The following is a 12,213-nucleotide window of genomic DNA, read 5'->3' as shown; positions in this document are numbered from 1 at the left end:
CGGACTTGTTCCGGCAATCCATCGAGGTCCTGGTCTCGGTCTGTCCATGGACCCTCGGGACAAGCCCGAGGGTGACGATTTTGGGAGGAATGGTGTTGGCAAGCCATTGAAACCAGGCCGTTCATTTTGGGCCGAGACCTAAGGCAGCAGCACTGTCGAGCCGGTGGTTTTGCGGCCTTCGAGGTCGCGGTGAGCCTGGGCGGTCTCGCTCAAGGGGTAGGTCTGATTGACCTCGATCTTCACCTTGCCCGCAGTCACCACGTCGAAGAGCGCCGCCGCGGAGGCCTCCAGGTCCTCGCGCTGGGCATTGTAGGTCAGGAGGGTGGGCCGGGTGAGGTAGAGCGACCCTTTCTGGGCGAGGAGCGCCGTATTGAACGGTTCGACCGGTCCCGAAGCGTTCCCGAAACTGACCATCAGGCCGCGGGGACGCAGACTGTCGAGGGAGCCCTCGAAGGTGTCCTTGCCGATGGAATCGTAGACCACGGGGACGCCGGCGCCATCGGTCAGCTCCCGCACCCGGTCAGTGAAGTTCTCTTCGCGGTAGTTGATGGTGTGATGGCAGCCGTGCGACTTCGCAAGTGCAGCCTTCTCATCCGACCCCACCGTGCCGATCACCGTGGCGCCCAGATGGTTTAGCCACTGGCAGGCGATGAGGCCGACGCCGCCGGCGGCGGCGTGGAACAGCACCGTGTCGCCGGGCTGCACCGCATAGGTGCGGCGGATCAGGTACTCCACCGTCATGCCCTGCAGCATCATCGCCGCCGCCTGCTGGTCATTGACCGCATCGGGCAGCTTCACCAGCCGGTGCCAGGGCATGAGCCGCTGGGCGGCATAAGAGCCGGGGGGCGCGTCGGCATAGGCGACCCGGTCGCCCGGTTTGAAGGCCGCGACCCCTTCGCCCACGACGGCGACGGTGCCGGCCCCCTCCATGCCGATGACGGCGGGCAGGGAAGGCAGCGGATAGAGTCCCGTGCGGTGATAGACGTCGATGTAGTTGAGGCCGCAGGCGCCCTGGTCGATCAGCACTTCGCCCGGGCCGGGGGAAGGCACCTCGACGTCCTCGTAGACCAGCGCCTCGGGCCCGCCGGGTGTGTGGATGCGGATCGCCTTGGTCATGCGCCCAGCGCCTTTCTGAAGAAGTCGACGCTGCGCTCGTTGGCGAGCGTTGCCGAGGCGGCGTCGTAGTGCTCCCCGCCCTCACGGGCGAAGGCGTGGTCCTGGCCCTCGTAGACATGCACGCTGACCTGGCCGTTGCCGGCGAGCCCAGCCTGCACCTTGGCAATCTCCTCCGGCGAGGAGAAGGCATCCTTCTCGGCGATGTGGAGCATCAGCGGCTTGGCGATCTTGTCGGCCTCACCCAGCAGGTCGCCGAGGCCGACGCCGTAGTAGCCGACGTTGCAGTCGGAATCGGAGCGGGTGGCCATGAGGTAGGCGAGCTTGCCGCCGAGGCAGTAGCCGATGCTGCCCGCCTTGCTGTTGCAGACCTCGTGGGCGCGCAGCGTGGCCAGGGTGGTCTTCATGTCCTCGATTCCTTTGTCCACATCGAAGAGGCCGAAGAGTTCGAAGGCGCGGTCCCATTCCGCCTGGCTCTGGTCGGTGAGCTGGATGCCCGGTTCGATGCGCCAGAAGAGATCGGGGCAGACCGCGACGAAGCCCTGGGTCGCCAGCCAGTCGCAGGTGTCGCGCATCACCTGGTTGACGCCGAAGATCTCCTGCGCGACGACGATGCCCGGCGCCGGCGGCCCGTCGCCGTCGTTGGGCGCTGCCGCATAGACCGTGAAACTGCCGTCCGGACCGTCGATGGTGACTTCCGCCATGAGCCTTCCCCTTCCATGAATTGCACTGCGGCCAGCTTAACCCGCATTTCTCAGCACCTCCACGGTCAGCGTGGCGGCGCTTAGTCATCACCTCAGCCGAAGGCGAAGCTGTGCTGGACCGGCCAGGAGCCTTCGAGGGTGAGGAGCTGTTCCTTGGTCTCGCGGCCCTTGCCGCCGGAAAAGCCGCCGAGCTCTTTGTCCGCGGCGAGGACCCGGTGGCAGGGGATGAAGATGGGGATGGGGTTGGCGCCGCAGGCGCTGCCGACGGCCCGGGCGATCCCGTCGGTGGCTTTGGCGAGGTCGCCGTAGGAGCGGGTCTCGCCATAGGGGATGCGCAGCATCTCCCGCCAGACGGCGCGCTGGAAGTCACTGCCGAAGGGGCGCAGCGGCAGGTCGAAGCGCTGCAGGGCGCCGGCGAAGTAGGCCTCGAGCTGGGTGGCGGCGCGGTCGAGCAGGGGGCTCGAATCCCGGCCGCCCTGGCCCCAGGTGACCCGCACGATGCTGCCATCCTCCTCGGTCAGGCGGACCGGTCCGGTCGGGGTTTCGACGCTGCGGCTGAGGCGGGTCATGACGCCGGCGCGCCGCCCAGCGCGGTGACCAGCCCTGCCGGATCGGTGATGGGCAGTGAACAGGTGGGGCCGTGGCAGACGTAGGCCGTGGTGCGCGCCTCGCTCTGGGTCTTGCCGTGGGCGGGATGGCTTTCCGGCAGGGCCTCGTCCGGGGCGATCACCTGGAGGATGCGGTTGGGCAGGCAGAGCCCGCGGGTGGCGGCGACGAGGGCGTCGGTCTCGGGCTCGCCTCTGGTGCCGATGATCACGATCTGCACCGCGGAGATCAGGATCTCGGCGCCGTTCAGAAGCGTCGCCAGCGGGAAGAAGTTGCGGGTGATCTCGCCGGAGAAGGCTGTGATCAGGGCCTCCGCCCGGCTGCGGTAAGCCTCCTTGCCGGTGAGGTAGAAGAGCTTCGCCAGCGCGGTCAGGGCCATGCCGTTGCCCGAGGGCACCGCATTGTCGTGGGGCGTTTTGGTGCGCACGATGAGCCCCTTGGTGTCCGCGGCGGTGAGGAAATAGCCGCCCTGGTCGGCGTCCCAGTAGTGGCGGTCGAGCGCGTCGATCCAGGTCTCGGCCTGATCGAGGTAGGCGCGGCTGCCGGTGGCTTCGAAGAGGGCGAGCGCCGCCACGGTCATGTTGGCATAGTCGTCGAGGGTCGCCGGGTGCTTGAGGCGGCCGTGACGCCAACTGTGGTGGAGCCGTCCGTCGCGGACCATCTCCCGGCAGACGAAGGCGAAGGCGGTCTCGGCGGCGGCCAGCCAGTCGGGCTCGGCGAAGAGCGGGCCCAGCTCGGCGAGGGCGGCGATCATCAGGCCGTTCCAGTCGGCCAGCACCTTGTCGTCCCAGCCGGGCCAGATACGCTTGCTGCGTTCGGCGAAGAGCCGCGCGCGGGCGTCGGCGAGGCGGCGTTCCGTATCGGCGTCGGCCAGTTCCGGCCGCGCCGTGCGGTTGAGGATGGTCTTGCCTTCCCAATTGCCGCGGGCGCTGACGTCGTAGTGCGCCTTGAAGAGCTGGGCCTCGTCGCCCAACAGGCTGTCGATCTCCTCTTCCGACCAGACGTAGAACTTGCCTTCCTCGCCCTCGCTGTCGGCATCCAGGGTGGCGGCGAAAGCACCGCTGGGACTGGTGCCGCTTCCGTCCAGGTCCGCGATCATCTCCCGCAGGGTCCAGGCGACGGTCTCGCGGATGCGCTGTTCGTAGAGCGGGTCTTTCGTGTCCTGCCAGAGCCAGCCGAGAAGATCCAGGAGCTGGGCGTTGTCGTAGAGCATCTTTTCGAAGTGCGGCGCCAGCCAGACCGCATCCACCGAATAGCGGGCATAGCCTCCGCCGAGGTGGTCGTAGATGCCGCCCTGGCTCATCTTGGTCATGGTCAGCGCGCAGGCCTCGCGCAGGGAGAGCGGGCCGCCCCGCTTCCAGGCCCGCCACAGCAGCTTCATGATGGCGGGCTGCGGAAACTTCGGGGCGCCGGCGATACCGCCGTGGCGCATGTCGAATTCCCGCACCAGGCGGTTGGCGACCTGATCGATCATCGGCAGCGTGATCGCCTCGCCGGGCTGGTTCTGCGACAGGGAGGCGAGTGCGTCCTTCAGGGCGGTGGTGTTCTTGGTCACCCGCGCGCGATCGTTGGCGTAGATCTCGGCAATGCCGTGCAGCACCTGCGGCAGGCCCGGCCGGCCGTAGCGCGGCGAGGGCGGAAAGTAGGTGCCGCCCCAGAAGGGTTCACCCTCGGGCGTCAGGAACATGGTGAGCGGCCAGCCGCCCTGCTCACCCAGCAGCGCCAGGGCGGCCTGATAAATGCTGTCGACATCGGGTCGCTCTTCGCGGTCGACCTTGATGTTGACGAAGAGCTGGTTCATCAGCCCGGCGATCTCCGGGCTCTCGAAGCACTCATGGGCCATGACATGGCACCAGTGACAGGCGGCATAGCCCACCGAGAGCAGGACCGGCTTGCCGGTCTCCCGCGCCCGGTCGAAAGCCTCCTCGCCCCAGGGCTGCCAGGCCACCGGATTGTCGCGGTGCTGCAGCAGGTAGGGGCTGGTCTCTGCGCCGAGACGATTGCTGAGGCCGCCGTCGGCGTCGTTGGGCGGGGAGGTGAGCTGCTCGGTCAAGGCTCGGCTCTTCGGACTGGGTGGGGGACGGGCGGGACGGCGTTGCACCCATCGACGGCGCTGCGGCCAGGCATTGTCCTGCGACTCTGCCCTGCCGGAGCGCCCCTTGCGGGTAGCGAATTCCGTCCTCTATATGAGTGGCCAAGGCCCCTCGGCTCAACCCTGAAATGTGTGGGGTGATAGGGGACGGGTTGTAGGCTGCGGATGCGGTGCCCAGGGTGCCGGCCGGGCGGGGCAGAAAGAGGAGCGGGAGCGATGAAGATTCACCTGGATATCGATTGCACGCCGGAGGAGGCGCGGGCCTTTCTGGGGCTGCCGGATGTCGCGCCGATGCAAAAGGCGGTGCTGGAGGAAATGCAGAAGCGGATGATGGCCAACCTGGCGGCCATGGAACCGGAGCAACTCTTCAAGACCTGGCTGCCGGCCGGCATTCAGGGATGGGAGCAACTCCAGAAGGCCTTTTGGTCGCAGATGACCAAAGCGGCCCGCGACCGGCCGCCGAAGGAGTAACAGTGAATGAGATTAAAATAACTCATCAATAATGAAAAGGTATAATAGAGAACAATATGCTATGGAGAGATAAGTAACTAAATATAATGAATGAGGACCAGGACCAGAGTACCATATTCGCGCCGTCCAGCGCGCCGGGCCGGGCCGGGGTTGCGGTGTTGCGCATCTCCGGGCCTCAGGCGGGCGGGGCTCTCGCCGCGCTCACCCGCGGCCCCCTGCCGGCGCCGCGCCAGGCCAGCCTGCGCATTCTGCGCGATCCCGGCAGCGGCGAGCGCATCGACCGGGCGCTGGTGCTGTGGTTTCCGGGACCGCAAAGCTTTACCGGGGAAGATGTGGCCGAGTTGCATCTGCACGGGGGCCGGGCGGTCATCGGGGCGGCGCTGGCGAGCCTCGCCACCCTGCCCGGCCTCTGCCCGGCCGAGGCGGGGCAGTTCACCCGCCGGGCCTTCGACCACGGCAAGCTCGACCTGACGGCAGCAGAGGGACTCGCTGATCTCATCGACGCGGAGACCGAGGCGCAGCGGCGCCAGGCCCTGCGCCAGATGGAAGGCGGGCTGGCCCGCCTCACCGAGGGCTGGGCGGCGCGGCTGCTGCGGGTCTCGGCGCACTACGAAGCGGCCATCGACTTTGCCGAAGAGGAGCTGCCGGAGGCCCTCGACCGGCAGGCGCTGGAGAGCGCCGCCGCGGTGGCCGCGGAGATCGAGGCGGCGCTGCGCGACGGGCGCCGGGGCGAGCGCCTGCGCGACGGCCTGACGGCGGTGATCCTGGGGCCGCCCAATGCCGGCAAGTCGTCGTTACTGAATGCACTGGCCCAGCGCGAGGCGGCCATCGTTTCGGCCATGGCCGGAACCACCCGGGACCTGATCGAGGTGCACCTCGATCTCGGCGGTTACCCCGTGACCCTGGTGGACACCGCCGGCCTGCGGCAGACCGAAGAGGACGGGGCGGCGGGGCCGATCAGCGATGGCACGGCGATGGGCGACGCCCATTGGCGCATCGAGCAGGAGGGGATGGCCCGCGCCCGCCGTCGCGCCGCCGCCGCCGACCTGAAGCTGCTGGTGATCGATCTGGAGGCGGAACGGTCCCTCGATCCCGATTTCCTGGCGCTAATCGATGATCAGAGCCTGGTGGTCCTCAACAAGGCCGACGCGGTCTCGGCGGACCGCGTGGCAGAAGTTCGATCCGCTGTCGAAACGGAGGGGGCCGCGCGCGGCGCTGGCTGCTTCGTCATATCGGCGCAGAGCGGGCAGGGGCTGACGGCGCTGCTCGGCGGGCTGATCCAGCAGGCCCGGGATTGTTTCGAGGGCGGAACAGGCGGATCGGAGATCACCCGGGCGCGCCACCGGCAGGCGTTGGAGGACTGCGCCGCTGCGCTGCGCCGTGCAGCGGCTGCGGCCTTGCCCGAACTGGTCGCTGAGGAGATCAGATTGGCGGTTCGGGCCCTGGGGCGGATCACCGGCCGGGTCGATGTGGAAGACCTACTAGATATTGTGTTCAGGGAGTTCTGTATCGGTAAATGATGGGTGATGAGCCCTGTTTCACGTGAAACAAAGTGAACAGGGGCTGAATCCCGGCGGCCGGAGCCCGGATCAAGGCCCGCCTGCCTGTTGTCTGGCGGGCCAAGCCTGATATAACCCGCTCAAACAACGGCTGTCTCTCGGAAGGAATGCACGCCGATGGTGCGGCAGAGCAGGCATGATGTCATTGTCGTCGGCGGCGGCCACGCGGGCTGCGAAGCGGCCGCGGCGGCTGCGCGCCTGGGGGCGAACACGCTGCTGGTGACCCACCGGCGCGAGAGCATCGGCGTCATGTCCTGCAATCCGGCCATCGGCGGCCTGGGCAAGGGACACCTGGTTCGGGAGATCGATGCCCTGGACGGGCTCATGGGCCAGGTGGCCGATGCGGCCGGGATCCAGTTCCGGATGCTCAATGCGAGCAAGGGGTCGGCGGTGCGGGGCCCGCGGGCCCAGGCGGACCGCAAGCTCTATCGCACCGCGGTGCAGGAGCGCCTGGCGGCGCAGCCCGGCTTGAGCATCTTGGATGCGGCAGTCGGCGATCTGCTGGTCGATACGCAGGGGCGCTGCACCGGGGTGGTGACCGAGGACGGGGCGGAGCTGCGGGCCGCGGCGGTAGTGCTGACCACCGGCACCTTCCTGCGCGGTCTCATTCACATCGGGGAGCGGCGCATTCCCGCGGGCCGGGTCGGGGAGGCGCCGGCGGTGGGTCTCGCCGCCACCTTGGCGCGGGCGGGGTTTCAGCTCGGCCGGCTGAAGACCGGGACGCCGCCGCGCCTGGATGGCCGGACCATCGACTATCGCGGCCTCATCGAACAGCCCGGCGACTCTCCGCCGGAGCCGTTCTCGACCCTGACCGGGGAGATCGCCCAGCCGCAGATCGTCTGCCACATCACCCACACCTCCGAGGCGGGGCATGCGCTGATCCGGGAGAACCTGGACCGGGCGCCGCTCTATTCCGGCCAGATCGACAGTGTGGGGCCGCGCTACTGCCCCTCCATCGAAGACAAGGTGGTGCGCTTCGCCGACAAGGGGCGGCACCAGATTTTCCTGGAGCCGGAGGGCCTGGACGATCCCACGGTCTATCCCAACGGCATCTCGACATCCCTGCCGGAGGAAGTCCAGAAGGCGCTGCTTGAGACCATTCCGGGGCTGGAGACGGCGGTGATGCTGCAGCCGGGCTATGCCATCGAGTACGACTACGTGGACCCGCGGGAGCTGAACCGCTCGCTGGAGACGCGGCGCATGCCGGGCCTTTTCCTGGCCGGGCAGATCAACGGCACCACGGGCTACGAGGAGGCCGCGGCCCAGGGACTGATGGCGGGGATCAACGCGGCGCGGGCCGCCGGGAGCGCGGGCACCGGGCAGGGGAGCGATCCCTTTGTCCTGGACCGCGCAGAGGCCTACATCGGGGTGCTCATCGACGATCTGGTCACCCGGGGGGTCAGCGAGCCCTACCGCATGTTCACAAGCCGGGCCGAGTACCGGCTGCAACTGCGCGCCGACAACGCGGACCAGCGCCTGACCGCCAAGGGGATCGCCCTGGGGTGCGTCGGCGCGGACCGCCGCCGGACCCATGAGGCCAAGATGCGCGCGCTGTCGGAGGCCCGGGCCCTGGTGAACGACCTGACGACCACCCCCAACGCGCTGGCTGCGGAGGGGATCGCCATCAATCAGGATGGGGTCCGGCGCAGCGCCTTTGAGCTGCTGCGGTATCCGTCCCTCGATCTGAATCGCCTCTCCGCCATCTGGCCGGCCCTGAAGGGCATCCCGGCCGGCATCGCCCGGCAGATCGAGATCGAAGGCCGCTATCAGGGCTATATGGAGCGCCAGGAGGCCGACATCCGGGCTTTCCGCAAGGACGAGGCCTTGAAGCTGCCGGTGGACCTGGACTACGCCGAGATCGGAAGCCTGTCGGCGGAGGTCCGGGAGATCCTGGGGCGGGCACGGCCGGAGACCCTCGGCGCCGCGGCGCGCACTCCCGGCGTGACCCCGGCCGCCGTGATGGCCCTGCTTCGCTTCGTGAAGAAGCGCCCGCCGGACAGGCAGACGGGCGGGTTGGCGCGGCCGGACGAGTCCGCGGCCTAGCGCCGGAAATCTCTGCGAAGACTATGGAACCGCGGCCGGAGCGTTTGACGGCGGACGACTTCCAGCGCCTCCTTGATGTTTCACGTGAAACACAGGACAAGTTTGACCGATATGCGGCGCTGCTGACCAAGTGGACCGCCGCCATCAACCTTATCAGCCCGCGGAGCCTGCCGGACCTCTGGCGCCGGCATTTTCTGGACTCGGCACAGCTTCGCAGCTATCTGCCGCCGGCCCCGGCGCCGCGCAGCATCCTGGACCTCGGGTCCGGCGGTGGCTTCCCGGGGCTGGTCCTGGCGCTTCTGGGCTGCGGCCACGTCCACCTCGTGGAGTCGGACCAGCGCAAGGCGGTGTTCCTACAAGAGGTGGTCCGGGAAACGGGGGCGGCGGCGACGGTGCATCCGATCCGGCTGGAATCTTTGGAAGCCTTTCCCGTCGATGTCGTCACCTGCCGGGCCTTTGCGTCCCTGCCGAAAATCCTCGCCCAGGCCGAGCGATTTCTTCTCCCGGAACCCGGGCAAGAGGGGGCAACGGGGCTCTTTCTGAAGGGGCGAAACGTGGATCAGGAATTGACCGACGCGGGCAAAAGATGGAGACTGCGAATCGAGCGCTTTGAGAGCATCACCGATCCGGAGGGACGGATCCTGCGTCTCAAACTTCTATCTGTTGAGGATCGCGCGCCTTGAACCTACAATATGTTGAGGAACCCCAGGAGCGCGGGCCGATCCCGCCGGCGCCTCCTGAAACCCGCATTTTGGCGGTCGCGAATCAAAAGGGCGGGGTGGGCAAGACCACCACCACCGTCAATCTGGCCACCGCATTGGCGGCCTGCGGCAAGCGGGTCCTGATCGTCGACATGGACCCCCAGGGCAACGCCAGCACCGGTTTGGGGGTCTCGCCGGAGAAGCGCAGCCAGGGCGTCTATCAGGTGCTGATCCAGGGCCTGCCGGTGGCGATTGCGGAGGCCGCGACCCTGGTGCCGGGCATGGCCATCATTCCCTCCGGCGTCGACTTGTCCGGCGCCGAACTGGAGTTGATCTCCGTCGACCGCCGCGAGTATCGACTTCGCGACGCGGTGGAGCAGGTGAGGGGTCGTTACGACTTCGTACTGATCGATTGCCCGCCGGCGCTGGGTCTATTGACCCTCAACGCCCTGGTGGGGGCGGACGCGGTCCTGGTCCCGCTGCAGGCGGAGTTCTACGCCTTGGAAGGCCTCAGCCATCTGATGCGCACCATCGAGCGGGTTCAGCGTGCCCTCAATCCGAAGCTGGTGCTTCAGGGCGTGGTCCTGACAATGTTCGACCGTCGGAACAATCTCTGCGAGATGGTGGCCGCCGACGTCCGCGGGCACCTCGGCGAGCGGGTCTACCGCACAGTGATCCCGCGCAACGTCCGGGTCTCGGAGGCGCCGTCCCACGGCAAGCCGGTGCTGCTCTACGACCTGCGCTGCGCCGGGTCCCAGGCCTATGTGCGCCTGGCGCGGGAAATCCTGCAGCGCGAGGATGGCCTGGCGGGCCGGCCGGCCATGGCCTCCTAGGCCCCTCACGCCGGTTGGTCGACGGTTGGGGGTTGAGAGTAATTCGTTTCGGGAGAACAACGAGCAACTCTAGGCCGGTGCGCAGGCGGCTGCGGACCGGACGCGGCATGCCGGCACGGCATGTCATGTGGGGAAGACCAAAGCGATGACAGACGGAGCACCATCGGATCACGGCAAGCGCACCAACCTGGGGCGCGGCCTGGCGGCATTGTTCGGCGAAGAGAACGAGGACTACGCGTCCCTCGATCGGGTGCGCTCCAGCAAGTCGGTGCCTGTCGAGCACCTGCATCCCGGGCGCTATCAGCCGCGTCAGGTCTTCGACGAGGAGGCCGTCGCGGCGCTCGCGGAGTCCGTTAAGGCCCAGGGCATCCTGCAGCCGATCCTGGTGCGCCGCCATCCCGACCGGCAGAGCGAATTCGAGATTGTCGCCGGCGAACGGCGCTGGCGGGCGGCGCAGAAGGCGAAGCTCCATGAGGTGCCGGTCATCATTCGCGAGCTCAGCGATGCCGAATCCCTGGAACTGGCCATCGTCGAGAATGTTCAAAGGCAAGACCTGACCCCAATCGAAGAGGCGGAGGGGTACAAGCGGCTGCTGGACGAGTTTCGGCACACCCAGGACGATCTGGCCAAGGTGGTGGGCAAGAGCCGCAGCCACATCGCCAACACGATGCGGCTGTTGACCCTGCCGGAATCCGTCAAGACCATGGTCATGGAAGGCAAGCTCAGCGCCGGCCACGCCCGCACCCTGGTGGGCCACGAAGCCCCGGAGGACCTGGCCGCCGAGATCGTCAGCAAGGGCCTGAACGTCCGCCAGACCGAGCGCCTGGTCCAGGACGCCAAGGCGGCGCCAAAGCCGGCACCGGCGGGCGGCGGCGCCAGCGCTGCGGAAGAGATCCCCAAGGACACCGACACCATTGCCCTGGAGCGGGACCTGACCGCCCTGCTTGGGCTCAAGGTGAGCATCAAGTTCCACGGCAGCGGCGGCTCGCTCACCATCCACTACAAGACGCTGGAGCAGTTGGACGATGTGTTGCACCGGTTGAACCAGATGCCGCCGATCACGCCGAAGCCATAGAGTCGTTCTTGATCTGAACGAGCCGGCCCGGGCGCGCCCGGCCTCGCTGCGAAGCGATCCGTGATTGATCTACTGGGCGCTCCGCCGGCGGCCCGGCGCATTGGCGGCGATCTCCAGTAGTGCCCGCGCCGCCAGGCTCTCCTGCGGCGCGCCGCTGCGCTTGCAGGCGGCCTCGGCCTCGACCAGGCGCTCCATGGCCCCGGCCAGGTGCCGGGCGGTCCAACTGCCGGCCTGGGCCTTGAAGCGCGGCGCCGACTTCCAGAAGACCGGCGGCCGCAGTACCTTCATCGCCTGATCCACCGATGCGCCCGTCGCCACCGCGCCGGCGACCTGGTGGACGCGCTGGAAGTGGCGCGCCACCGCGCGGAGCAGGCTGACCGCCGTGCTGCCTTCGGCGAGACAGCGGGCGAGGGCGCGCTCCAGCGCCGGCAAATCGCCTGCGGCGGTGGCGAAGGCGACGTCGTCCAGATTGAGCAGGGCCGAATCGCCGATGCAGAGCTCGGCATCGCCCAGGGTGACCGGTCCGTCGCGGCTGCCCTTGAACAGCAGCAGCTTCTCCAGCTCGCGCCGGGTCAGCGCCCGGTCGCCGCCAAGATGGGCGGCGAGGAATTCGACCGCCTCGCGATCGATGCCCAGGCCGGCGTCGGCGAAGAACTCCCGCACCACCGTCGCCAAGCTGCGCGCGTCGTCGTGGTAGCAGGGAATGGCCGCCGCGGCCTTCGCGCCCTCGAAGAGACGCCGCAGGCTCGACCGGCCCGGCAGGTCCCCGCCATCGAAGACCACGAAGGCCTCGCCCGGCGCATGATCCAGGAAATCCTTCACCGTCGCCGTGATGCTGTCGGCGGCCTCGCGCACCGCGACAAAGCGGCGCCCGCCGCCGAAGGTGAGGGCGGCCGCCTCGTCGGCGAGCCGCGCCGGATCCGCCTTGATCTGGGCGGCGGTCAGCTCGGAAACGCGGAAGGGGTCGTTGGGATCGTCGACCACGACGGCGCGCAACTGGGCGATGCGTTCGCGGC

General features: G+C 68.3%; 11 protein-coding genes. 6 read left to right on the top strand and 5 right to left on the bottom strand.

The window, feature by feature from the left end; translation table 11 throughout:
* Positions 1 to 138: 138 nt before the first annotated feature.
* The 4 genes from Q0996_RS01095 to Q0996_RS01080 all read right to left on the bottom strand — a co-directional run bounded on the left by Q0996_RS01095 (position 139) and on the right by Q0996_RS01080 (position 4,476).
* The gene (locus Q0996_RS01095; protein WP_299615119.1) at positions 139 to 1,116 is read right to left on the bottom strand and encodes a quinone oxidoreductase; all 978 of its coding nucleotides are present in this window, start codon (positions 1,114 to 1,116) and stop codon (positions 139 to 141) included.
* Positions 1,113 to 1,817 (bottom strand): dienelactone hydrolase family protein, encoded by a 705-nt coding sequence (locus Q0996_RS01090; RefSeq protein WP_299615117.1) that lies wholly within the window; start codon positions 1,815 to 1,817, stop codon positions 1,113 to 1,115. The genes Q0996_RS01095 and Q0996_RS01090 overlap by 4 nt, the downstream gene beginning before the upstream one ends.
* Before the next feature lie 92 nt (positions 1,818 to 1,909).
* On the bottom strand, positions 1,910 to 2,386 hold the full coding sequence (locus Q0996_RS01085; RefSeq protein WP_299615115.1) for a methylated-DNA--[protein]-cysteine S-methyltransferase: 477 nt from the start codon (positions 2,384 to 2,386) through the stop codon (positions 1,910 to 1,912).
* Positions 2,383 to 4,476 (bottom strand): thioredoxin domain-containing protein, encoded by a 2,094-nt coding sequence (locus tag Q0996_RS01080; protein WP_299615113.1) that lies wholly within the window; start codon positions 4,474 to 4,476, stop codon positions 2,383 to 2,385. The genes Q0996_RS01085 and Q0996_RS01080 overlap by 4 nt, the downstream gene beginning before the upstream one ends.
* A 255-nt stretch (positions 4,477 to 4,731) precedes the next feature.
* On the opposite strand from Q0996_RS01080, the gene Q0996_RS01075 reads away from it, so the two are divergent.
* The 6 genes from Q0996_RS01075 to Q0996_RS01050 all read left to right on the top strand — a co-directional run bounded on the left by Q0996_RS01075 (position 4,732) and on the right by Q0996_RS01050 (position 11,197).
* Positions 4,732 to 4,986 carry a DUF6489 family protein gene (locus Q0996_RS01075; RefSeq protein ID WP_299615111.1) on the top strand — a complete coding sequence of 85 codons (255 nt, stop codon included), beginning with the start codon at positions 4,732 to 4,734 and terminating at the stop codon, positions 4,984 to 4,986.
* Positions 4,987 to 5,072: 86 nt separating this feature from the next.
* Positions 5,073 to 6,506, top strand: a complete 1,434-nt coding sequence (gene mnmE / locus Q0996_RS01070) for a tRNA uridine-5-carboxymethylaminomethyl(34) synthesis GTPase MnmE (RefSeq protein ID WP_299615109.1) — start codon at positions 5,073 to 5,075, stop codon at positions 6,504 to 6,506.
* A 156-nt stretch (positions 6,507 to 6,662) separates the two neighbouring features.
* Positions 6,663 to 8,588 carry a tRNA uridine-5-carboxymethylaminomethyl(34) synthesis enzyme MnmG gene (gene mnmG, locus Q0996_RS01065; protein ID WP_299615107.1) on the top strand — a complete coding sequence of 642 codons (1,926 nt, stop codon included), beginning with the start codon at positions 6,663 to 6,665 and terminating at the stop codon, positions 8,586 to 8,588.
* A 44-nt stretch (positions 8,589 to 8,632) separates the two neighbouring features.
* The gene (gene rsmG, locus Q0996_RS01060) at positions 8,633 to 9,271 is read left to right on the top strand and encodes a 16S rRNA (guanine(527)-N(7))-methyltransferase RsmG (protein ID WP_299615105.1); all 639 of its coding nucleotides are present in this window, start codon (positions 8,633 to 8,635) and stop codon (positions 9,269 to 9,271) included.
* Between the two features lie 38 nt (positions 9,272 to 9,309).
* Entirely contained in the window at positions 9,310 to 10,122 is an 813-nt protein-coding gene (locus tag Q0996_RS01055) for a ParA family protein (protein ID WP_299615229.1), read from the top strand.
* A 145-nt stretch (positions 10,123 to 10,267) separates the two neighbouring features.
* Positions 10,268 to 11,197 (top strand): ParB/RepB/Spo0J family partition protein, encoded by a 930-nt coding sequence (locus Q0996_RS01050; RefSeq protein WP_299615103.1) that lies wholly within the window; start codon positions 10,268 to 10,270, stop codon positions 11,195 to 11,197.
* A 69-nt stretch (positions 11,198 to 11,266) separates the two neighbouring features.
* Here Q0996_RS01050 and holA read toward each other — a convergent pair.
* Positions 11,267 to 12,213: DNA polymerase III subunit delta (gene holA / locus Q0996_RS01045; protein ID WP_299615100.1), on the bottom strand; the 947-nt coding region annotated here is incomplete at its 5' end.

Origin of the sequence: Pelagibius sp. (assembly GCF_028289705.1) — a bacterium.
GTDB lineage: Bacteria > Pseudomonadota > Alphaproteobacteria > Kiloniellales > Kiloniellaceae > Pelagibius.
The sequence above is the reverse complement of the archived record's forward strand: the minus strand, read 5'-3'. Positions and strand labels throughout refer to the sequence as shown.